Raw genomic sequence first — 22,000 nt, forward strand, 5'->3', positions numbered from 1 at the left:
AAAAACACAGCTAAAATCAATTAAATACAAATTTAATCGCCATTTAAATGATTGATTTTTATATTATTTATAAATAACAATTGCTATATCAATCTATATTCTCTTTTCTTAATCGTTCTTAATTATTATATCTAAATAACAAAAAAGACCTGCTGTTTAATATTTTATTAATTACAAATATACAGAGTCTTGGATGACACTTAACTAAAATTTATTATTCGATTAGAAAATGAATAAACCACACTCATAAAAGTGTGGTTTACGTTATTCTTTATACATTAATGCGTATCATCCTTATGGTGTATTCTCAATCGGCTTTAATTTTGTTAATTTAAAATACTTATTAAAAACTTCGGTCAGCACCGCCACCGCCAAGTGGAGTGCCAATGCCAAACTGAGGCGCTGATTCTTGTCTTCACTGCCAGTAATTTCTCTATACGTATTAACTTATCACTTTCAAGGTCAGGATACATCGGATCTTTTCGAGTCTCATTATATATTCCGTTGAAGTTAATTTCCCATATAATGCACCTATTATTTCTAAATATATAATATACATAAATCCCATAAATAGCAGCGGAATACTGTGAATAAAAAATAATATATTCACAAAAACATTATTGTATTTCATCTTTATGTATCGCGCTGCTCGATCATTTACAGCTAGACCATGCAACATCATAAATCTACGTTCATTTGTGTTCTCACCGAATATATCATAAAAGTCTTTTGTGTTCTTACGTTCAAAAAACTTTAGGATTAGGTACAGTTGTATAGACTGTCGTACACATTGATATTAAAGGATTTCTAATTTTTTCGATTTCATAGAATTGCATCAAATATCACTCAGGGATAACTAAAGGGTAACTAAATAAACTGCTGGCCGGTGGTTATTTCAATTTTCTTTTTCAACTGGAATCCAAAGTTCCATACTATAATTTTCTTTTTTCATATCTCCTTCAAAATATACTTCTAAATCTGGTTTGCCAGAATGACGGTATCCTTCTTCAGGAAAGAAAACTTCCATTGCGTATTTCCAGCCTTCTTGTATACATTCTGGAACTTTGCCTTTTAATTTAATAATAGCATATTCTGTTTCTTCAATTTCCATAAAATCTAAATTCATTTTTTTATCAATCTCACTCTTTCTAATATCATATGAAGCCATATAATTTAATTTATTCGCTTCATTTGTTATCAAGCATACTCCATATGATTTTCCATTACCAAAATGAGATAATTCTTTATGACTATATCTTTTATATAGCTCTAACCATGCATTTGAACATTGTTCAGCATCAATATTTTCTAAAAGAACGCCACAAACATAAATTGATTTTTTTCTTTGGATAGTAACCTCCATGTCTTTACCACCTCTAACACTGAGGGATAATTGTATAGGTGATATGACTTTATAAGCTAAACCTCTTCTAACGTCACTCGGTGTAACACCATGAAATAATTTAAACGCATGAGTGAAAGCATCAGAAGATTCATAACCATATTTTAGGGCTACATCAATTATTTTTATATCTGAACTCCTTATTTCTATTGCAGCTTTAGACAATTTTCTTAATCGTATATATTCCGATAAAGTCATATTCGTTAAAATTGAAAATAATCTACTGAACATTGCATACGAATAAGTTGATAATCGAGTAATTTCAGCTTCATCAATTTTATCATCAAGAACATTTTCAATATAACGAATGGTATCGTTAAATGATTTAATGATTACCATAAACAATCTCCTTGCTTTATCTATTTTATTGCTTAACTGGTACCATTATATCAAGAATATTTCTAGCTTTATACTGTTCAATGAAGGGTAATGACCAATCAATTTGTTGATCATAGTTACTTATAAGCAAATTATATGCAGGACCTATTTTCTCATAAAGTTCAGGAGGCTCATAATTTAAACGTAATCTCATAAAAGTACCTCCTTCAAATATAAAAGTTTCAAATCCAAATGTATCTCCATTATCTTCTTCTCTAACAATCGAACACATTCGATATTTGTTTTTTTCATCATAATCTAAACCTAAAAGCTTACGCCCTGTAAGAGATGGAAATTTCGCTTCAAATTCCGGCCAACCTTTCTGCTGATCTTCTATGCTATTGTCAATCTCTGAATAAATTAAATGAAGCTTATCTATTTGAACTTTCTGTACATTACCTAATTCTGTTTTTAATATTTCATTCATAGTTTTTCCTCCTCGTAATTAATACATAACTGTTTAAACTTATTATCTAATATTGATATTTCTTTTAAAGTATTTGATAATTTCTTGAACTCTTTATTCACACTTTCAATATGTGCTTTACTAAAATTGATTGCTATCTTTTCTTTAATCAATGCCTTCTCTTTATCAAATTCTCTTAAAAAATTACTTATATAAAGATTTCTAACAGATGCCAATCTAAAACTAAAGTATTTATGCATTTCTTCTTGCATTTCATTTAGACCATTTTGAAATATTGCTTCTGCATAATTTTCTATTACATTTTCTTCACTATGCATATATCTAGTTTTGATAATACTTATTACCGAATTATATATCTTTCTATCACAAGGTTCTGATACTTTTTTTAAGTTGCCCCACATTGAAAAAGATCCACGTTTATATTCAATATTTTTAGCTTCCCAAGATTTAATAAACTCTTTAAGAGGCACTTTCATAAATGGAAATCCTGCCGGATCATGTAAATAGATATTACTTTTTACAAGTTTCGTTATACATACAAAGTGATCGACACCTAATAAATTACTATGATTTGGATTATATTTTAAATACCCCATATCTATTGGCCCAGCAATTACACTTCCATTTTCCAAATATTTATTGAGTTTGTGTATTACTTCTTCTAAAACATTTACCTCAATATCTTCTACATAAAATTCCTCAAAACCATACCCCAAAATATTCAGAGTATTGGAAATTGATTTATCAGGTAATCCATTATCAAAATATACCAATGGATATTGTGAGTCATTGTTAATTAAAGTCGCTCCATTTCCCATAGACATAATAGCTTCAATGTACTCAATAGTGTATTCATATCCATATGATTCCAATAACATCAACAAAGAATTACTATAACACAATGATGCATCGCCAAAATATTTCATACCATCGCTCCATACATACATCATATAAAATAATAGAGAAATATTATCTATTAAATTTGTACAGAAATTATAGGAAGGAAGTTAATTTAATATTCAATAAATATATACACATTAAAAAAATATGTAATATGTATAAATACCAGAGAAAAACCAGGTCATTTCATATAGTTTCAAACAGTTTCATATCATTGATTTTTTAAGCAAGCTTCACACAAAATAGTTCCCCTAGGGGTAACTAAAAGGTAATTGAATACATCAATAAAACCACAAAAAAGCACTCTTTGGAATAATCCAAAGAGTGCTTTAAACGTTGATTCAATTGAACACAAATTGCTGACGCAATTTGCGTACCAAATCTGTAAGCGAACAAGTTCGCAACAGCTTTGGCAATTAACGTTTTGAGAACTGTGGTGAACGACGAGCGCCTTTAAGACCTGGCTTCTTACGTTCTTTCATACGTGGGTCACGTGTTAACATGCCTGCGCGTTTTAATGATCCACGGTACTCAGGATCTGCTTCTAATAATGCACGAGAAATACCATGACGGATTGCTTGTGCTTGTCCAGTTAAACCGCCACCTTTAACGTTTACTAAAACGTCATAGTTACCTTTAGTTTCAGTAATATCGAATGGTTGGTTTAAGTCTAAGATTAATGATTCGAATGGTAAGTAGTCACGTACGTCACGGTTGTTGATTGTGATGTTTCCTTCTCCAGGAATTAAACGAACACGTGCTACTGAATGTTTACGACGGCCTGTGCCTTTATATTCAACTTGTGCCAATGTATTGTCCTCCTCTTAATTAACCACGTAACTCGTAGTTTTCAGGTTGTTGTGCTGCATGTGGATGCTCTGCTCCAGCATAAACATGTAATTTTTTGAACATTTTGTCGCCTAAAGAACCTTTTGGTAACATACCTTTAATTGATGTTTCCATTAAACGAACTGGGTTTTTCTCACGTAATTCACCAGCTGAGATTGATTTAATTCCACCTGGGTGTAATGAGTGACGGTAGTAAATTTTGTCTTCAGCTTTATTACCTGATAAATAGATTTTTTCAGCGTTAATTAAGATAACGTGATCTCCACAATCTACGTGTGGTGTGAATGTTGGTTTATGTTTACCGCGTAAGATTGATGCAACTTCTGATGAAAGGCGACCCATAGTCTTACCTTCAGCATCAATTACGTACCATTTGCGGTCGATGTTTGCTTCGTTTGCCATGAATGTTTGACGCATTATATTTTCCTCCTAAAATAAAAAAATTCCCTCTGAATCCTGCTTATATATCTGTAACACAATAAGTTTCCGGGGCTTATTGTCGTGGTTGATATTAAACAATACCGTTGTCTATCTTATAACATTTTAAGGGTGTTTGTCAATCTTATTCCCAAATTCTTTTTATTTATTTTTATTACTATTCGTTATAACGGATTTAAGATTGTTGTATTAATTGTCTACGCGTTGGTTTAAGTGTAATGGTTGACCCTTTCGGTATATCTTGTGCGAGTTCTTCCGGTGACAGATAGATCTTTTCTAAATATAATCCTGCAGCTGGCGCTGTCTTTCCTGCTTTCGTTCTATCACTGGCTGCAATGATCTCGGGTATTTCTGAGCCTTGTCTTTTCCCTCGTCCTACGTCCATTAAGAAATGCACCATAATACGGACCATGTTATAAAGAAAGCCGCTTCCAATGACGAAGAATTCATAACCTGTATCAGTTTCTATCACTTCAAATTTATACATCGTGCGTTCTTTATTCTCGATTTCTGTCTTCGCTGAACAAAACGATGTAAAGTCATGTATACCAATGAAGAATTGTGCCGCTTCATTCATCTTACGCGTATCTAATGTTTCAGTAATATGCGTTTCAATGCCCCTTTTCAACACATCTCTATGAGGAGCTTTATATACTTTATAGCGATACGCTTTTCCTACACAGTCATAACGTGAATGAAAATCTGCATTAATCTTTGTTACTTCATTGATATATATATCATCTGGTAATGCAGAATTAAAGGCATGTTGCCATTTATTTGTAGGTAGTGACAATGGTGTATCGAAATGGGCGTACTGCATCAATGCATGTACACCCTTATCTGTTCGAGATGACGGATGAATTCTGATAAAATCTTTATGCATGCGTTTTAATATACGTTCTAATTCATACTGCACGGTGCGTCCTTCATTCTGAATTTGAAATCCTTGAAAGTCTGCACCGTTATATGAGAGTTGTAACAATATGCGTTCCATTTATGTGATGCTCCTTAATATGAATATAATAATACCAATCGGTATAATTGAAAGTATCGCCATTGTATCTTTCAACTGCCATTTAAGCTGTCGATATTTTGTGCGACCAGTATCTCCTTTATATCCTCTCACTTCCATGGCAATCGCTAAATCATCTGCGCGTTTAAATGCTGATACAAATAACGGAATAAGCAATGGTCCAATTGCTTTGAAGCGTTGCAATGCGTTCCCACTCGATAAATCACTACCGCGAGACATTTGTGCTTTCATTACTTTCTGCGTTTCATCCATCAATGTTGGAATAAACCGAAGAGCAATAGACATCATTAGCGCAAGTTCATGTACAGGTAACTTTATTTTCTTGAATGGATTTAATATTGACTCAATTGCATCAGTCAAAGCGATTGGACTTGTCGTCAGTGTCATCACTGTCGATAAGAAGATAATAATAATAAAGCGAAATGAAATCATTATCCCCATCAATACACCATCCAATTGAATATTAAATATTCCAAAGTCAAATAATGTTCTTCCGCCTTTCGTCAAAAAGACATGCATTAAGAATGTGAAAATGATTAAAAAGAGAATAGGTTTAATGCCATTGAAAACAAACATAAACTTAAGATTGGATAACTTAATAATGAAAAATACCAATAAAAAACCAAACAGATAACCATACCAGTTATCCATAAAGAATACGAGTATCGTCATAACAAATACAAAGATCAACTTCGCTCTCGGATCTAACGAATGTACGAAAGATTCAATTGGGACAAATCTACCAAGAATCATTTTATCAAGCATGGCTTTCCCTCCATTCTTGGTACATTGCATTAAACGCTTCAATCGAAAGCGCAGTGTATGGCAATTTAATATTATATTTTGTTTCAAACTTTCTTTGTAACTGTGTAATTTCAGGTGGATGAATATCAAAGTGTGTTAAATCTTTACTGAATATTTCTTGGGGTGTGCCTTGATTTACTACCTTCCCTTGATGCATCACATATAAATAATCAGCACGGGCTGCCTGGTCCATTTGATGTGTAACTAATATAACAGTGATCCCTAATTCTTGCTGCAGCTGATGAAACAAAGACATAATTTCTTGTTGTCCTCTCGGATCAAGCCCGGCTGTTGGTTCATCAACGATTAGTACATCAGGTTTCATCGCAAGTACACCCATTATTGCAACACGTCGCATTTGCCCTCCAGAGAGCTCAAACGGGCTTTTATGAAGTATAGATTCATCCATACCAAATAAATTAAATAGTTCACGTGCGCGTGCCTCAGCATCTTTTTCAGCTATGCCATAGTTCATAGGACCAAACATTATATCTTTTAGCACAGTTTCTTCAAATAATTGCTGCTCTGCAAACTGAAAGACCATCCCGACTTTTTTACGGATAGGTTTAAGATGTTTATTCTTCGTTTTATGACTAATAACTTGTCCATCAATATCGATGTTACCTTCTGTCGGTTTAATCAGTGCATTTAAATGCTGAATCACAGTAGATTTACCTGATCCAGTATGTCCGATAATCGCATAAAATTTATTCTCAATAAAGGTCATATTAATGTCTGTTAAAGCACGAACTTCAAAAGGAGTGTTTTTAGAATAATGAAAACCAACGTTGTTTAATTGTATCTTCATAGTTTCTTAAGCAACTCCTCTGTTGTTATAAATTCATTCTGATTAAATAATAGTCGATTTACTTTCATTTCAAATGGCAAATCAAGTCCTATAGAGACTAATTCATCTGCATTTTTATATATCGTTTCCGGTGTTCCGGACATCACAACACTGCCTTTATTCATTACAAAGATGCGATCACTGTCCAGCGTTTCTTCAAGATGATGCGTAATATGTATAATTGTAAGCCGATGTGTTTGTTGTACACGCTTTATTATTCTTAATATTTCAGTACGTCCTTCAGGGTCCAGCATTGACGTCGCTTCGTCTAAAATGATGACCTCAGGTTGCAGCGCCAATACGCTTGCTATCGCTACACGCTGCTTCTGACCACCAGATAAATGATGCGGTTCATGTCTTCTCATATGTGACATTTCAACGGCCTCTAATGCCTGATTTACACGTACATGCATTTCATCATGAGGGACACCATAATTTTCTAATCCGAAGGCAATGTCATCTTCAACTGTTGCACCAACAAATTGGTTATCTGGATTTTGAAATACTATGCCTAACTGTTCATGTACAGATTGGATTGTATCTTCTCTGAGTTTGATTTTATTAATTGTAATGTCACCTTTTTGGATAGGTTCAATACCACCAATCAGTTTAAGTAAAGTCGACTTACCTGAACCGTTATGACCGACGATGCAAATCCATTCGCCTTTATTAATCGTTAAAGAAAGATCGTCAATTGCAGGAATACTCTGACCATCATAAGTATATGATAAATTATTTATTGTAATGATCGGTTCCATACAATCACCTTTCGCTTTCTCATTTGGATTATTGAATATTAGGAATATGTAGTTTATTTCCTTCTGGTAAATAGTATACAAATTATATTTCATGTTCTGTTAATTATTTATACCATAAATCATTAACACAAAACAAAATGTCTGTATATAAATAAAAAACCCGGAATTCCGGATTTAATAATGAAAAAAGCGCGCACTCCGCCTAGAGGTCACGCAAAACGTTATTCTATTATGGCGAAGTACTCTGAGCTAGACAATATCTGTGTGTGGCAAACATTATCGTTGCACTCATTTGCTTATGTGTGTATGTGTAAGATAAGTGATCCCTAAATCCATGATAATTATTATTATACTAATTCAATGATAACCATTTCTGAACCGTCTCCACGACGTGGTCCAACTTTCATAATTCTAGTATATCCACCTTGACGCTCTGTGTAACGAGGAGCAATGTCAGAGAATAATTTTTGAATTGCGAATTGTGTAGTTTCATCTTCGTTTAAAATTTCAACACGACGTAAAACTTCAGCTGCTTGACGGCGAGCATGTAAATCTCCACGTTTACCTAAAGTAATTAATTTTTCTACGATTTTACGTAATTCTTTCGCGCGTGCTTCAGTCGTTTCGATTCGCTCGTTAACGATTAAAGAAGTTGCTAAATCGCGTAACATAGCTTTACGTTGATCTGATGTACGACCTAATTTTCTGTAACCCATGAATCGTAACCTCCTTTAACTAGTCTTCTTTTCTTAATCCGAGACCTAAGTCTTCTAATTTAAATTTAACTTCTTCTAAAGACTTGCGTCCTAAGTTACGAACTTTCATCATATCAGCTTCTGATTTGTCGGCTAATTCCTGAACAGAATTAATACCTGCACGTTTCAGACAGTTATAAGAACGAACTGATAAATCAAGTTCTTCAATCGACATTTCAAGTGCTTTTTCTTTGTGATCTTCTTCTTTTTCAATCATGATTTCAGCATTTTGTGCTTCATCAGTTAAGTCAACAAAGATGTTTAAATGTTCTGTCATAATCTTAGCACCTAAAGAAATCGCTTCTTGTGGTGTTAATGAACCGTCAGTCCATACATCTAAAGTTAATTTGTCAAAGTTAGTACTTTGTCCAACACGTGTATTTTCTACTGTGTAGTTTACACGCTCAACTGGTGTGTAGATTGAATCAACTGGAATTACTCCAATTGGTAAATCACTTGTGTTATTATCTTCAGCCAAAGTGTAACCACGTCCTGCATTTGCAACCAAACGCATTTTTAAGTGTCCACCTTTAGATACAGTTGCGATTTTTAAATCAGGATTTAAAATTTCAACATCACTGTCATGCATAATATCTTTCGCAGTAACAACGCCTTCATCTTTCACATCAATTTCAAGCGTTTTATCTTCATCAGAGTAGATTTTAAGCGCAAGCTTTTTGATGTTCATGATCATTGTTGTAACATCTTCCACTACATTCTCAACAGCTGAGAATTCATGTAAGATACCTTCGATTTCAATATTCTTAACAGCCGCACCTGGTAATGAAGATAATAGGATACGACGTAAGGAGTTTCCTAATGTTGTACCATAACCACGTTCTAACGGTTCAACTACGAATTTACCGAATTTAGAATCTTCACTAATTTCAACTGTCTCAATTCTAGGTTTTTCGATTTCAATCATGTAATAATCCTCCTTCAACAACGTCGAATAATTTTATTTTAGTTCTATATACTATTATAAGTGTCTTTGATACTAATTGAAAATTATACGCGACGACGTTTCGGTGGACGACAACCGTTATGTGGTACTGGTGTAACGTCTTTAATCGCTGTAATTTCTAAACCAGCTGATTGTAACGCACGAATTGCTGCTTCACGACCTTGACCAGGTCCTTTAACAGTAACTTCTACAGTTTTTAAACCATGTTCCATAGCTGCTTTAGATGCAGTTTCTGATGCCATTTGAGCTGCGAATGGTGTAGATTTACGAGAACCTCTGAAACCTAACGCACCAGCAGATGACCATGATAAAGCATTACCGAAATCATCAGTAATTGTTACAATTGTATTGTTGAATGTTGAACGGATGTGTGCAACACCAGACTCAATATTCTTTTTAACTCTACGCTTACGTGATACTTGTTTACGTGCCATTTAGCTCACTCCTTTACTTTTTATTTCTTCTTGTTAGCAACGGTCTTAACTGGACCTTTACGAGTACGTGCATTGTTTTTAGTATTTTGTCCACGTGTTGGTAAACCACGACGGTGACGAATACCTCTGTATGAAGCAATTTCCATTAAACGTTTGATGTTTAAGTTGATTTCACGACGTAAGTCACCTTCAACTTTGTATCCATCTACTTGTTCACGGATTCTGTTTAATTCATCTTCTGTTAAGTCGCGCACACGAGTACTCTCGTTAACATTAGCAGCTGCTAAGATTTTTTGAGCTGTTGTTTTTCCAATACCATAAACGTAAGTTAATGCGATAACTACGCGTTTCTCACGTGGTACGTCTACACCTGCGATACGTGCCATTTATATTGCACCTCCTGTTTTCTTATCCTTGTTTTTGTTTGTGTTTTGGATTTTCACAAATTACCATTACTTTACCTTTTCTGCGAATAACTTTACATTTTTCACAAATGGGTTTTACTGATGGTCTAACTTTCATGTTTCTTACCTCCTAATTTAATATTGGAGTTCTTATTATTTATAACGATACGTAATGCGTCCACGAGTTAAATCGTAAGGACTCATTTCAACAGTTACTTTGTCGCCAGGTAGAATACGGATGTAGTTCATACGAATTTTACCGCTAACATGCGCTAAGATCTCATGACCATTTTCTAATTCTACTTTAAACATTGCGTTTGGTAAAGTATCTAATACAGTACCTTCTAATTCAATTACATCTTGTTTAGCCATTTTCAAATTCCCCCTTTTTATCAAGATTCCGAAATTCGAGCGGTATATTTTTGCAAAACGTAACGTAATTTAGCGTCTGTTACAAAACCTGCTTCAGAAATACTCGATTTAATTTCAGGTGAGTGCTCATCACTTAGTATTAAATGCGACAGGTTCTTTTTCTTTGGATATTCATAAGTCCGTTTATCTCCGTCTGCAACAAGTACAAATCGATGATCGATAATAGCAATAATGACTCCAGGTAACCCTTTATCTTTGCCACGACCACTCGTGACAATTTGACCAATACTTACTTGATTCAACTGATCACATCCACTTAAGCAACTCACCAGGAGGTGAATCTCGGTAAACGATTAAAGCTGATTTAATACCTTCTCAACTTCAGTAGTAACATCCTTAATATCTTTCGAACCATCAACATTGAAAAGCACACCTTGATTTGTATAGAAATCAAGTAATGGTTTCGTTTGTTTAATGTTTACGTCTAAACGTGTACGAACTGTTTCAGGATTATCATCTGCACGTTGATATAACTTTCCACCATCAATATCACAAATACCTTCTACTTTAGGTGGATTGAACACTAAATGATAAGTTGTCCCACAAGTTTCGCAAATACGACGTCCCGTTAAACGGTTCATCAATTCTTCTTCCTGAACATCAATGTTAATCACACCTTCAATCTTACGATCAACAGCAGCTAACATTTCATTCAGCGCTTCAGCCTGCTCAACTGTTCTTGGGAAACCATCAAGTAGGAAACCGCGTTTAGCATCTTCTTCTAACAATCTTTCACGAACGATACCAATCGTAACTTCATCTGGAACAAGTTCGCCGTTATCCATAAATGACTTTGCTTTTTGACCAAGCTCAGTATTATTTTTGATGGCTGCACGGAACATGTCTCCAGTAGAAATATGAGGAATTGGGTATTTCTTAATAATTTCACTCGCTTGAGTCCCTTTACCTGCGCCAGGTAAGCCCATTAAAATGATATTCATAAAATGCCCTCCAGACATTAACGTCTTTTAAAACCTTTATATTCACGTTGACCAAGTTGAGCCTTTAACTGAGCAATTGTCTCTAATGCTACCCCGATTACGATTAATAAACTCGTTCCACCAATACGTAATGATTGAGGTAAGTTTAAGAAATCAGAAACGATTAATGGTAACACGGCGATTCCTGCTAAGAAAAGTGCTCCAACAAAAGTTAAACGATAAAGAACTTTTGTAATATAGTTTTGAGTATTTTTACCAGGACGAATTCCCGGTACGTAACTACCCTGTTTTCTTAAATTGTCAGCCATTTGTTCTGGATTAACCTGAACAAATGCATAAAAGTAAGCAAATGCAATAATTAATATTACATATACAATCATACCAATCGGCTGTGCCGGATCAGAATGTGCTGCCAAAGTTTTTGCCCAATCCGCTTTCGGGAAGAGTAATTGTAACGTCTTCGGAAGCATGAAAAACGCCATTGCAAAGATAACTGGAATAACCCCGGCAGCATTAACCTTTAAAGGCAAAAATGTTGCTTGTGGTGCTAATCTGTTGCCTGTTGTACGTTTTGCGTATTGAATAGGTATTTTACGAACTGCTTGAAGTACGAATACTGCAAAAGCTGTAAGAAGTATCATACCAATAAAAATACCAATCGCTTCTAAAACTGCCATTGTTGTATCGTTCGCACCAACAAATGATTGTTGATAGAACTGAATTAACGCTGGTGGAATAGAAGATAAAATACCACCGAAGATGATAATAGAAATACCATTACCAACACCATATTGTGTAATTTGTTCACCTAACCACATCAAAAATGCAGTACCTGCTGTTAACACGATAGCGATAAGAATAAAGTTCCATATACTTGTATTCGTGATCAATTGACCACCTAACATGTTATTGAAACTATAACTCATACCAAAACCTTGAATGAATGCAAGAACAATTGTGAAGTAACGCGTAAATTGCGTAAGCTTTTTACGTCCAACTTCACCTTGTTTAGACCATTCTGTAAACTTGGGTACAACATCCATCTGTAGTAACTGAACTACGATTGATGCTGTAATGTATGGCATAATCCCCATTGCAAGAATAGAGAAATTTTGTAGTGCTCCCCCACCAAACGTATTCATCAAATCAGTAATACCTTTATCGGCCTGACTCTCAAACGCTGCTGGGTTGACACCTGGAACTGGAATATATGTTCCAATTTTAAAGATAATTAACATTGCGAGTGTAAAGATGATTTTGCTACGTATTTCTTTTACTTTAAAGAAACTAATAAGCGTATCAAACATTAGATCACCTCAGTTGTTCCGCCCTTACCTTCAATTGCTTCTTTCGCTGAAGCTGAAAATTTATGAGCTTTTACTGTTAACTTTGCTGTTAATTCACCATTACCAAGAATTTTAATACCTGATTTTTCGTTAGATACTACACCTGATTCAATAAGTAAAGCTGGTGTTACTTCTGTACCTTCTTCAAAACGGTTTAATTGATCTAAGTTAACAATCGCGTAGTCTTTACGGTTAATGTTTGTAAATCCACGTTTTGGTAAACGACGGAATAAAGGTAATTGTCCACCTTCAAAGCCTAAACGTACTCCACCACCTGAACGTGCTTTTTGACCTTTATGACCACGTCCACTTGTTTTACCATTACCTGAAGCCATACCGCGACCAACACGGTTACGTTCTTTACGAGCGCCTTCAACTGGTTTCATTTCATGTAATTTCATTTCGGCACCTCCTTATTCTTAAAAATATATTATGCTTCTGTTATTGTCACTAAGTGACTTACTTTGTTAATTTGCCCACGAATCGCAGGGTTGTCATCAACTTCAACTGTTTGATGCATTTTGTTAAGCCCTAAAGCTTTAACAGTTTTACGTTGTGTTTCAGGACGACCGATAATACTACGAGTGAGGGTAATTTTAATTTTAGCCATTGTTTATGCCCTCCTTAATTGTATAATTCTTCGACTGATTTACCACGTAATTTAGCAACATCTTCTGCAACTTTAAGTTCTTTTAAACCTTCAACAGTAGCACGAACCATGTTGATCGGTGTATTTGAACCTAATGATTTACTTAAGATATCAGTAATACCAGCTAATTCTAACACGGCACGGACTGGACCACCAGCGATAACTCCTGTACCAGGTGCTGCAGGTTTGATTAGTACGCTTCCTGCTCCAAATCTACCTGTAACTTCGTGAGGTGTTGTACCTTTAACACGAGGAACAGTGATTAAGTTTTTCTTAGCATCTTCGATTGCTTTTTTAATCGCTTCTGGTACTTCTTGTGCTTTACCAGTACCGAAACCAACGCGACCATTTTTATCTCCAACAACTACTAAAGCAGTGAAACGCATACGACGTCCACCCTTAACAACTTTAGATACACGGTTGATGGTAACTACGCGTTCTTCAAATTCTTTAACTTCTTTTTCACGACGCATTAAGAGTTCCTCCTTTTATTAAAATTCTAAACCGTTTTCGCGTGCTGCATCAGCTAATGCTTTTACACGTCCGTGGAATAAATATCCTCCGCGGTCGAATACAACTGCTTTAACGCCTTTTTCTACTGCTAATTTAGCAACTGCTTCACCGACTTTAGCTGCTGCTTCAACATTTGAAGTCGCTTCTAAGCCTAAACCTTTATCTTGTGTTGATGCTTGAGCTAAAGTTACACCTTTAACGTCATCAATCACTTGTGCGTAAATATGTTTGTTTGAACGATATACGTTTAAACGAGGACGCTCAGTAGTACCAGCTAATCTGCTACGTACACGAGCATGTCTTTTCATACGCACTTTGTTCTTATCGATTTTAGTGATCATGAATATTCTCCTTTCCTATTTTAGAGATTACTTACCAGTTTTACCTTCTTTACGACGAACATATTCGCCTTCGTAACGTACACCTTTACCTTTGTAAGGCTCTGGAGGACGAGTAGCACGGATATTTGAAGCGATTGCTCCAACACGTTCTTTAGAAATACCTTCAACTTTTACTTTCGTATTTTTATCTACTGATAATGTAATACCATCTTCAGCTACGATTTCAATTGGGTGAGAGTATCCAACATTAAGGATTAAGTTTTTACCTTGCATTTGAGCACGGTAACCAACCCCGATTAATTCTAGGTTCTTTTCGAATCCTTTAGATACACCTTCAACCATGTTAGCGATTAAAGCACGTGTAGTTCCATGGATTGTTTTATGAGCTTTAGAATCAGATGGACGAACTACTTCTAAAGTATTGTCTTCTAATTTATATGTCATTTCTTCATTAAATGTATTAGTTAATTCACCTTTAGGTCCTTTAACCGTTACAGTATTACCGTCGATTTTAATGTCAACCCCAGCCGGGATTTCAATAATCTTCTTACCAACACGACTCATTAGTCGGCACCTCCTTCTTTAATAATTCTTACCAGATGTAAGCTAATACTTCTCCACCGATGTTACGTTGACGCGCTTCTTTATCAGTTAATACACCTTCAGAAGTTGAAACTAATGCAATACCTAAACCATTTAATACTTTTGGTAATTCATCAGCTTTTGCGTATACACGTAAACCAGGTTTAGAGATACGTTTTAAACCAGTGATAACACGTTCGTTGTTAGAACCGTATTTTAAGAACATACGAATAACACCTTGTTTATCATCTTCAATATATTCAACACTTTTAACGAATCCTTCACGTTTAAGGATTTCAGCGATTTCTTTTTTAATGTTTGATGCAGGTAATTCTAATTTCTCGTGACGTACCATGTTTGCGTTACGTACGCGAGTTAGCATATCTGCGATTGGATCTGACATAGTCATTTAAAATATCCTCCTTTCAGGTTTGAATTTTACCAGCTTGCTTTTTTAACGCCAGGAATCTGACCTTTATAAGCTAATTCACGGAAACAAATACGGCAAAGTTTGAATTTGCGTAATACTGAATGTGGACGTCCGCAACGTTCACAACGAGTGTATTCTTGTACTTTAAATTTTTGTTTACGCTGTTGTTTAGCGATCATTGATTTTTTAGCCACTAAATTTAGCCTCCTTTTATATTAGAGATTACTTTTGAAATGGCATACCGAATTGTGTTAACAATTCACGAGCTTCCTCGTCAGTGTTAGCAGTAGTTACGATAACGATATCCATTCCGCGTGTTTTACTTACTTTATCATAATCGATTTCAGGGAAAATTAATTGTTCTTTTACACCTAATGTGTAGTTACCGCGACCGTCAAACGCTTTGTTTGAGATACCACGGAAGTCACGTACACGAGGTAATGAAACGTTTACTAATTTATCAAAGAATTCGTACATTCTTTCGCCACGTAAAGTAACTTTAGCTCCGATAGGCATACCTTCACGTAAACGGAATGTCGCGATTGATTTTTTAGCACGTGTAACCATTGGTTTTTGACCAGTGATTGCTTGTAATTCTTCAACAGCTGAGTCTAAGACTTTAGAGTTTTGAACTGCGTCACCGATACCCATGTTTACTACGATTTTTTCGATTTTTGGTACTTCCATCACTGATGCGTAATTAAATTTCTTCATCATTTCAGGTGAGATTTCTTTAATGAATTTTTCTTTTAAACGTGTTTGTGTCAATGTGAGAACCTCCTTCCAGATAATTATTTAATGATTTCTCCAGATCTCTTAGCTACACGTACTTTCTTGCCATCTTCTATTTTCGTACCAACACGAGTTGGTTTGTTTGTTTTTGGGTCAATTAACATAACATTTGAAACGTGAATTGCAGCTTCAAATTCAACGATGCCGCCTTCAGGATTCATTTGAGTAGGTTTTTGGTGTTTTTTCACAATGTTTACACCTTCAACAACTACGCGATCTTTTTTAGGAAGAGCTTCGATTACTGTTCCTGTTTTACCTTTATCTTTACCTGTGATAACGATAACTTTGTCGCCTTTTTTAATATGCATGTCGTAGACACCTCCTCTTTATTAGTGTTTATTATAATACTTCAGGTGCTAATGAAACGATTTTCATGAAGTTACCTTCACGTAATTCACGTGCAACAGGTCCAAAGATACGTGTTCCACGAGGTCCTTTGTCATCACGGATGATAACACAAGCGTTTTCGTCAAATTTGATGTATGAACCGTCGTTACGACGTACACCAGATTTAGTACGAACGATAACAGCTTTAACAACGTCACCTTTTTTAACAACGCCACCTGGTGTAGCATTTTTAACTGTACATACGATTACGTCACCGATGTTAGCTGTTTTACGACCAGATCCGCCTAATACTTTAATAGTTAATACTTCACGAGCACCAGAGTTATCTGCTACTTTCAAGCGTGATTCTTGTTGGATCATTCGAGTTACCTCCTTTATCTAATTTACTTATTAAATGATAATTGATTCTTCAACAACTTCTACTAAACGGAAGCGTTTTGTAGCTGATAAAGGACGTGTTTCCATAATTTTTACGATATCGCCCATTTTCGCTGTGTTGTTTTCATCATGTGCTTTATATTTTTTAGAGTACTTTACACGTTTACCGTATAAAGAATGTGTTTTGTAAGTTTCAACTACAACAGTGATAGTTTTATCCATTTTGTCAGATACAACTTTACCTGTGTAAACTTTACGATCGTTTCTTTCGCTCACAAGAGTTCCCTCCTATTCCTTAAAAATTATTTTTGTTCAGTTTTTTGTTGCTCGATTTCTCTTTCACGTACAACAGTTTTCATACGCGCGATTGATTTTTTCACTTCGCGAATACGTGCTGTATTTTCAAGTTGACCTGTAGCTAACTGAAAGCGTAGGTTGAAAAGTTCCTCTTTAAGCGATTTTACTTTAGTTTCAATTTCTGAAGTGGTTAAATCTCTAATTTCCTTAGCTTTCATTTGTGTCACCACCCAATTCTTCACGTTTTACAAACTTAGTTTTCACTGGAAGTTTGTGAGATGCTAAACGTAATGCTTCGCGTGCTACTTCTTCAGGTACGCCTGCGATTTCAAACATAATACGTCCAGGTTTTACTACTGCTACCCATCCTTCAACTGCACCTTTACCAGATCCCATACGTACTTCTAATGGTTTTTTAGTATATGGTGTGTGAGGGAAGATTTTAATCCAAACTTTCCCGCCACGTTTCATGTAACGAGTCATTGCAATACGAGCTGATTCAATTTGACGAGATGTAATCCAAGCAGCGGTAGTTGCTTGTAAACCATATTCACCAAATGTTACTTCGTTTCCGCCTTTAGAACGACCAGTTGTTTTAGGTCTATGTTGACGACGGTATTTTACACGTTTAGGTAATAACATTACTATTTTCCTCCTTCACTAGACTTCTTTGTAGGAAGAACTTCACCACGATAGATCCATACTTTAACACCTAATTTACCATAAGTAGTGTCTGCTTCTGCATGTGCGTAATCAATGTCAGCACGTAATGTATGAAGTGGAACAGTTCCTTCTGAATATTGTTCAGCACGCGCGATGTCTGCGCCGCCTAAACGACCTGATACTTGAGTTTTGATACCTTTAGCACCTAACTTCATAGCACGTTGGATCGCTTGTTTTTGAGCACGACGGAATGATACACGGTTTTCTAATTGACGTGCAATGTTTTCCGCAACTAATGTAGCATCCATATCAACCTTTTTGATTTCAATAACGTTGATGTGAACACGTTTACCAGTTAAGCTGTTTAATGCGTTACGTAATTTTTCGATTTCTGATCCGCCTTTACCGATAACCATACCAGGTTTACCAGTGTGGATAGCGATGTTTACACGGTTCGCTGCGCGTTCGATTTCTACACGAGAAACAGAAGCGTCTTTTAAGTTTTCTGCGATATATTTACGAACTTTTAAGTCTTCATGTAATAGAGTAGCGAAATCTTTTTCTGCATACCATTTCGCATCCCAGTCACGAATGATTCCGACACGAAGTCCGATAGGATTAATTTTTTGACCCACTGTATTCCCTCCTTAATGAGATTGAAATTATTTTGCTTCTTCTGTAGTTACTGCTTCGTTTGAAGTTTTAACTTCTTTGTCGCCAACAACGATTGTGATGTGGCTTGTACGTTTGTTAATCGCACTTGCACGACCTTGTGCACGTGGACGGAAACGTTTTAAAGTTGGTCCTTCGTTTGCATAAGCTTCTTTAACGATTAAAGTATCAATATTCATATCATAGTTATGTTCCGCATTTGCTAATGCTGACATTAATAACTTTTCAACTACTGGTGATGATGCTTTGTTTGTTAATTTTAAAATAGCAATAGCTTCCGCTACTTCTTTACCTCTGATAAGATCTAAAACTAATCTCACTTTACGAGGTGCGATTCTGATTGTTCTTGCAACCGCTTTTGCTTCCATGGTTATTCCTCCTTATTTGAAATTAGCGTTTAGTTTTCTTGTCGTCTGCACCGTGACCTTTGTAAGTACGAGTTGGTGCGAATTCACCTAATTTATGTCCAACCATATCTTCAGTTACGTATACAGGTACGTGTTTACGACCATCGTATACTGCGATAGTGTGTCCGATAAAATTCGGGAAAATTGTAGAGCGACGAGACCAAGTTTTGATTACTGTTTTTTTGCCGCCTTCCTCTAATGCTTCAACTTTTTTCATTAAGTGATCATCGATGAAAGGTCCTTTTTTAAGACTACGAGCCATTATGGCGCCTCCCTCATGTCTTACCTGTCGTTAGCGGTCTAAGCCGCTAACTTAAGTAAGTTATTATTATTTTTTACGTCCACGAACGATAAGTTTGTTAGAACGGTTTTTCTTCTTACGAGTTTTCTTACCAAGTGTTGGTTTACCCCATGGTGACATTGGAGATGGACGACCGATTGAAGTACGACCTTCACCACCACCGTGTGGGTGATCGTTAGGGTTCATTACAGAACCACGAACTGTTGGACGGATACCTTTCCATCTAGAACGACCCGCTTTACCAATGTTGATTAATTCGTGTTGCTCGTTACCAACTTGACCGATTGTAGCACGGCAAGTAGCTAAGATCATACGAACTTCACCAGATTTTAAACGAACTAATACGTATTTACCTTCTTTACCTAGTACTTGAGCTGAAGCTCCAGCTGAACGTACTAATTGGCCACCCTTACCAGGTTTTAATTCGATGTTATGAATTACTGTACCTACTGGGATGTTTGCTAATGGTAATGCGTTACCTACTTTAATATCAGCTTCAGGACCGTTGAATACTTGTGTACCAACTGTTAATCCTTTAGGCGCGATAATGTAACGTTTTTCTCCGTCTAAGTAATGTAATAAAGCGATATTTGCTGAGCGGTTTGGATCGTATTCGATTGTAGCCACTTTCGCTGGAATACCATCTTTGTTACGTTTGAAATCAATTACACGGTATTGACGTTTATGACCGCCACCTCTGTGACGTACTGTTAACTTACCTTGGTTATTACGACCCGCTTTTCTCGGAAGGGGCTCAAGTAATGACTTTTCAGGTGACGTTGACGTAATTTCAGCGAAATCTGAACCTGTCATATTACGACGACCGTTTGTTATTGGCTTATAATGTTTAATTGCCATTGTCGTTTTACCTCCTTAATGGTAAATGTTTATTTTTTAGTTTAATTTTAGCTGAAGAAATCGATTGAACCGTCTTTTAACGTAACGATCGCTTTTCTTCTTTTGTTTGTGTAACCGCTGTGACGGCCAACACGTTTTTTCTTAGCTTTGTAGTTCATAACGTTTACTTTATCAACTTTTACATCGAAGATATCTTCGATAGCAATTTTGATTTGTGTTTTGTTTGCACGAGTATCTACATCAAATGTGTATTTATCTTGTGCCATTTGTTCAGATGAACGTTCTGTGATAACGGGGCGCTTAATGATATCGCGATTTTCCATTAACCAAGCACCTCCTCTACTTTTTCAACTGCACCTTTCGTCATTACTACTTGATTAGCATGAACGATATCTAAAACGTTTAAGCTAGTTGCAGTAATAACAGTTACGCCTGGGATGTTACGTGCAGATAATGCTACGTTTACATCTTCAGCTTCAACGATGAATAATACTTTTCTTGGTAACTCTAAAGTAGTAGTCATGTTTTTGAATTCTTTTGTTTTAGGAGCATCAAAAGTTAATGATTCTAAAACTGTAAATGCGTTTTCGTTCACTTTAGCTGATAACGCTGAACGTAAAGCTAAGCGACGCATTTTTTTAGGCATTTTGTATGAATAACTTCTTGGTGTTGGACCGAATACGATACCACCACCACGCCATTGTGGAGCACGGATAGTACCTTGACGCGCACGTCCAGTACCTTTTTGCTTCCAAGGTTTACGTCCGCCACCGCGTACTGCTGAACGGTTTTTAACTGCATGAGTACCTTGACGCATAGAAGCTCTTTGTAAGTTAATTGCTTCGAATAATACATGTTGATTAGGTTCGATTCCGAATACACTTTCGTTTAATTCGATTGAACCAGCTTTTGTTCCATCTACTTTTAATACATCATAATTTGCCATTATGTTTGTTTCCTCCTTTCGTGGTTACTTATTTATTACCTTTTTTAATTGAAGTTTGAATTTTTACTAAACCTTTTTTAGGTCCTGGTACATTACCTTTTACTAAGATAACGTTCGCTTCAGCGTCTACTTTAACGATTTCTAAGTTTTGCATAGTAACTGTATTACCACCCATACGGCCTGGTAATGCTTTACCTTTAAATACTTTAGAAGCGTCAGATGCCATACCCATTGAACCTGGGCGTCTGTGGTAACGAGAACCGTGACTCATAGGTCCACGTGATTGACCGTGACGTTTAATAGCCCCTTGGAAACCTTTACCCTTAGAAACTCCTGTTACGTCAACGATGTCACCAGCTTGGAACGCGTCCACAGTGACTTCTTGACCTACTTCGTATCCAGAAGCATCTACGTTTCTGAATTCACGAATGAAGCGCTTAGGTGCTGTGCCTGCTTTTTTAGCATGGCCTTCAGCTGGTTTCGTCGCAAATTTGTTTGATTTACGCGTTGCTTTGTAAGCTTGTTTGTCTTCAAAACCGATTTGGATTGATGAGTAACCATCAACTTCTTCAGTTTTCTTTTGTAATACTACGTTTTGTGCTGCTTCTACTACTGTTACTGGAATTAATTCACCGTTTTCAGCGAATACTTGTGTCATTCCAACTTTTCTTCCTAAGATTCCTTTGGTCATCGAAAGTCGCACCTCCTACT

General features: G+C 35.9%; 38 protein-coding genes. All 38 read right to left on the reverse strand.

Annotated features, from left to right (window positions below):
• Window positions 1-895 precede the first annotated feature (895 nt).
• The 38 genes from BHX94_RS05055 to rplC all read right to left on the reverse strand — a co-directional run bounded on the left by BHX94_RS05055 (window position 896) and on the right by rplC (window position 21,980).
• Entirely contained in the window at window positions 896-1,741 is an 846-nt protein-coding gene (locus BHX94_RS05055; RefSeq protein WP_096077456.1) for an AraC family transcriptional regulator, read from the reverse strand.
• Window positions 1,742-1,766: 25 nt separating this feature from the next.
• Window positions 1,767-2,207 (reverse strand): hypothetical protein, encoded by a 441-nt coding sequence (locus BHX94_RS05060; protein ID WP_096077457.1) that lies wholly within the window; start codon window positions 2,205-2,207, stop codon window positions 1,767-1,769.
• Complete coding sequence (locus tag BHX94_RS05065) at window positions 2,204-3,133, reverse strand: hypothetical protein (RefSeq protein ID WP_198337186.1); 930 nt, start codon at window positions 3,131-3,133, stop codon at window positions 2,204-2,206. Before BHX94_RS05065 ends, BHX94_RS05060 begins: the two co-directional genes overlap by 4 nt.
• Window positions 3,134-3,523: 390 nt before the next feature.
• The gene (gene rpsI / locus BHX94_RS05070) at window positions 3,524-3,916 is read right to left on the reverse strand and encodes a 30S ribosomal protein S9 (protein ID WP_096077475.1); all 393 of its coding nucleotides are present in this window, start codon (window positions 3,914-3,916) and stop codon (window positions 3,524-3,526) included.
• A gap of 19 nt (window positions 3,917-3,935) precedes the next feature.
• Window positions 3,936-4,373, reverse strand: coding sequence for a 50S ribosomal protein L13 (rplM, locus tag BHX94_RS05075; RefSeq protein WP_096077476.1), 438 nt, complete (start codon window positions 4,371-4,373; stop codon window positions 3,936-3,938).
• A gap of 196 nt (window positions 4,374-4,569) precedes the next feature.
• A complete protein-coding gene (truA, locus tag BHX94_RS05080) occupies window positions 4,570-5,388 on the reverse strand; it encodes a tRNA pseudouridine(38-40) synthase TruA (RefSeq protein WP_111745189.1) in 819 nt (272 codons plus the stop codon).
• Window positions 5,389-6,192: an energy-coupling factor transporter transmembrane component T family protein gene (locus tag BHX94_RS05085; protein WP_111745190.1), complete on the reverse strand. Its 804-nt coding sequence runs from the start codon at window positions 6,190-6,192 to the stop codon at window positions 5,389-5,391.
• The gene (locus tag BHX94_RS05090; protein ID WP_111745191.1) at window positions 6,185-7,039 is read right to left on the reverse strand and encodes an energy-coupling factor transporter ATPase; all 855 of its coding nucleotides are present in this window, start codon (window positions 7,037-7,039) and stop codon (window positions 6,185-6,187) included. Before BHX94_RS05090 ends, BHX94_RS05085 begins: the two co-directional genes overlap by 8 nt.
• Window positions 7,036-7,836 (reverse strand): energy-coupling factor transporter ATPase, encoded by an 801-nt coding sequence (locus BHX94_RS05095; protein WP_111745192.1) that lies wholly within the window; start codon window positions 7,834-7,836, stop codon window positions 7,036-7,038. The genes BHX94_RS05090 and BHX94_RS05095 overlap by 4 nt, the downstream gene beginning before the upstream one ends.
• A 347-nt stretch (window positions 7,837-8,183) precedes the next feature.
• Window positions 8,184-8,552, reverse strand: coding sequence for a 50S ribosomal protein L17 (gene rplQ / locus BHX94_RS05100; RefSeq protein ID WP_096077481.1), 369 nt, complete (start codon window positions 8,550-8,552; stop codon window positions 8,184-8,186).
• A 19-nt stretch (window positions 8,553-8,571) separates the two neighbouring features.
• The gene (locus BHX94_RS05105) at window positions 8,572-9,516 is read right to left on the reverse strand and encodes a DNA-directed RNA polymerase subunit alpha (protein ID WP_111745193.1); all 945 of its coding nucleotides are present in this window, start codon (window positions 9,514-9,516) and stop codon (window positions 8,572-8,574) included.
• Between the two features lie 83 nt (window positions 9,517-9,599).
• Window positions 9,600-9,989: a 30S ribosomal protein S11 gene (rpsK, locus tag BHX94_RS05110; protein ID WP_111745194.1), complete on the reverse strand. Its 390-nt coding sequence runs from the start codon at window positions 9,987-9,989 to the stop codon at window positions 9,600-9,602.
• Window positions 9,990-10,009: 20 nt separating this feature from the next.
• A complete protein-coding gene (rpsM, locus tag BHX94_RS05115) occupies window positions 10,010-10,375 on the reverse strand; it encodes a 30S ribosomal protein S13 (protein WP_096077484.1) in 366 nt (121 codons plus the stop codon).
• Between the two features lie 22 nt (window positions 10,376-10,397).
• A complete protein-coding gene (rpmJ, locus tag BHX94_RS05120; protein ID WP_003156543.1) occupies window positions 10,398-10,511 on the reverse strand; it encodes a 50S ribosomal protein L36 in 114 nt (37 codons plus the stop codon).
• Window positions 10,512-10,546: 35 nt separating this feature from the next.
• Window positions 10,547-10,765, reverse strand: a complete 219-nt coding sequence (gene infA, locus BHX94_RS05125) for a translation initiation factor IF-1 (RefSeq protein WP_001118443.1) — start codon at window positions 10,763-10,765, stop codon at window positions 10,547-10,549.
• A 20-nt stretch (window positions 10,766-10,785) separates the two neighbouring features.
• Window positions 10,786-11,067, reverse strand: a complete 282-nt coding sequence (locus BHX94_RS05130) for a KOW domain-containing RNA-binding protein (protein ID WP_096077485.1) — start codon at window positions 11,065-11,067, stop codon at window positions 10,786-10,788.
• A gap of 51 nt (window positions 11,068-11,118) precedes the next feature.
• Window positions 11,119-11,766: an adenylate kinase gene (locus BHX94_RS05135; RefSeq protein WP_096077486.1), complete on the reverse strand. Its 648-nt coding sequence runs from the start codon at window positions 11,764-11,766 to the stop codon at window positions 11,119-11,121.
• 17 nt (window positions 11,767-11,783) lie between these two features.
• Complete coding sequence (gene secY, locus BHX94_RS05140) at window positions 11,784-13,073, reverse strand: preprotein translocase subunit SecY (protein WP_111745195.1); 1,290 nt, start codon at window positions 13,071-13,073, stop codon at window positions 11,784-11,786.
• Window positions 13,073-13,513: a 50S ribosomal protein L15 gene (rplO, locus tag BHX94_RS05145; RefSeq protein WP_096077488.1), complete on the reverse strand. Its 441-nt coding sequence runs from the start codon at window positions 13,511-13,513 to the stop codon at window positions 13,073-13,075. The genes secY and rplO overlap by 1 nt, the downstream gene beginning before the upstream one ends.
• 29 nt (window positions 13,514-13,542) lie before the next feature.
• Complete coding sequence (rpmD, locus tag BHX94_RS05150; RefSeq protein WP_096077489.1) at window positions 13,543-13,722, reverse strand: 50S ribosomal protein L30; 180 nt, start codon at window positions 13,720-13,722, stop codon at window positions 13,543-13,545.
• Between the two features lie 14 nt (window positions 13,723-13,736).
• Entirely contained in the window at window positions 13,737-14,234 is a 498-nt protein-coding gene (gene rpsE / locus BHX94_RS05155; protein ID WP_012656122.1) for a 30S ribosomal protein S5, read from the reverse strand.
• Between the two features lie 18 nt (window positions 14,235-14,252).
• Window positions 14,253-14,615, reverse strand: coding sequence for a 50S ribosomal protein L18 (gene rplR, locus BHX94_RS05160; protein ID WP_096077490.1), 363 nt, complete (start codon window positions 14,613-14,615; stop codon window positions 14,253-14,255).
• Between the two features lie 27 nt (window positions 14,616-14,642).
• On the reverse strand, window positions 14,643-15,179 hold the full coding sequence (gene rplF, locus BHX94_RS05165) for a 50S ribosomal protein L6 (protein ID WP_111745196.1): 537 nt from the start codon (window positions 15,177-15,179) through the stop codon (window positions 14,643-14,645).
• Window positions 15,180-15,207: 28 nt separating this feature from the next.
• Window positions 15,208-15,606: a 30S ribosomal protein S8 gene (rpsH, locus tag BHX94_RS05170; protein ID WP_096077492.1), complete on the reverse strand. Its 399-nt coding sequence runs from the start codon at window positions 15,604-15,606 to the stop codon at window positions 15,208-15,210.
• A 29-nt stretch (window positions 15,607-15,635) separates the two neighbouring features.
• Window positions 15,636-15,821 (reverse strand): 30S ribosomal protein S14, encoded by a 186-nt coding sequence (rpsN, locus tag BHX94_RS05175; RefSeq protein ID WP_036787751.1) that lies wholly within the window; start codon window positions 15,819-15,821, stop codon window positions 15,636-15,638.
• Window positions 15,822-15,849: 28 nt separating this feature from the next.
• A complete protein-coding gene (gene rplE, locus BHX94_RS05180) occupies window positions 15,850-16,395 on the reverse strand; it encodes a 50S ribosomal protein L5 (protein ID WP_096077493.1) in 546 nt (181 codons plus the stop codon).
• A 23-nt stretch (window positions 16,396-16,418) separates the two neighbouring features.
• Window positions 16,419-16,727 (reverse strand): 50S ribosomal protein L24, encoded by a 309-nt coding sequence (rplX, locus tag BHX94_RS05185; protein ID WP_111745197.1) that lies wholly within the window; start codon window positions 16,725-16,727, stop codon window positions 16,419-16,421.
• Between the two features lie 31 nt (window positions 16,728-16,758).
• Window positions 16,759-17,127 (reverse strand): 50S ribosomal protein L14, encoded by a 369-nt coding sequence (gene rplN, locus BHX94_RS05190; RefSeq protein WP_086041702.1) that lies wholly within the window; start codon window positions 17,125-17,127, stop codon window positions 16,759-16,761.
• 30 nt (window positions 17,128-17,157) lie between these two features.
• Entirely contained in the window at window positions 17,158-17,421 is a 264-nt protein-coding gene (gene rpsQ, locus BHX94_RS05195) for a 30S ribosomal protein S17 (protein ID WP_096077495.1), read from the reverse strand.
• Between the two features lie 26 nt (window positions 17,422-17,447).
• Window positions 17,448-17,660, reverse strand: a complete 213-nt coding sequence (rpmC, locus tag BHX94_RS05200) for a 50S ribosomal protein L29 (RefSeq protein WP_041635771.1) — start codon at window positions 17,658-17,660, stop codon at window positions 17,448-17,450.
• Window positions 17,650-18,084: a 50S ribosomal protein L16 gene (rplP, locus tag BHX94_RS05205; RefSeq protein ID WP_012656113.1), complete on the reverse strand. Its 435-nt coding sequence runs from the start codon at window positions 18,082-18,084 to the stop codon at window positions 17,650-17,652. The genes rpmC and rplP overlap by 11 nt, the downstream gene beginning before the upstream one ends.
• 2 nt (window positions 18,085-18,086) lie before the next feature.
• Entirely contained in the window at window positions 18,087-18,740 is a 654-nt protein-coding gene (rpsC, locus tag BHX94_RS05210; protein ID WP_096077496.1) for a 30S ribosomal protein S3, read from the reverse strand.
• 27 nt (window positions 18,741-18,767) lie between these two features.
• Entirely contained in the window at window positions 18,768-19,145 is a 378-nt protein-coding gene (rplV, locus tag BHX94_RS05215; RefSeq protein WP_096077497.1) for a 50S ribosomal protein L22, read from the reverse strand.
• Window positions 19,146-19,167: 22 nt separating this feature from the next.
• Window positions 19,168-19,446, reverse strand: a complete 279-nt coding sequence (gene rpsS, locus BHX94_RS05220) for a 30S ribosomal protein S19 (protein ID WP_012656110.1) — start codon at window positions 19,444-19,446, stop codon at window positions 19,168-19,170.
• Between the two features lie 66 nt (window positions 19,447-19,512).
• Entirely contained in the window at window positions 19,513-20,343 is an 831-nt protein-coding gene (gene rplB / locus BHX94_RS05225) for a 50S ribosomal protein L2 (RefSeq protein WP_096077499.1), read from the reverse strand.
• A gap of 47 nt (window positions 20,344-20,390) precedes the next feature.
• Window positions 20,391-20,666, reverse strand: coding sequence for a 50S ribosomal protein L23 (gene rplW, locus BHX94_RS05230; RefSeq protein ID WP_096077500.1), 276 nt, complete (start codon window positions 20,664-20,666; stop codon window positions 20,391-20,393).
• Window positions 20,666-21,289: a 50S ribosomal protein L4 gene (gene rplD, locus BHX94_RS05235; RefSeq protein WP_096077501.1), complete on the reverse strand. Its 624-nt coding sequence runs from the start codon at window positions 21,287-21,289 to the stop codon at window positions 20,666-20,668. The genes rplW and rplD overlap by 1 nt, the downstream gene beginning before the upstream one ends.
• Window positions 21,290-21,317: 28 nt before the next feature.
• Window positions 21,318-21,980: a 50S ribosomal protein L3 gene (rplC, locus tag BHX94_RS05240; RefSeq protein WP_096077502.1), complete on the reverse strand. Its 663-nt coding sequence runs from the start codon at window positions 21,978-21,980 to the stop codon at window positions 21,318-21,320.
• Window positions 21,981-22,000 lie beyond the last annotated feature (20 nt).

It is taken from the genome of Macrococcoides bohemicum, assembly GCF_003259675.1.
GTDB lineage: Bacteria > Bacillota > Bacilli > Staphylococcales > Staphylococcaceae > Macrococcoides > Macrococcoides bohemicum.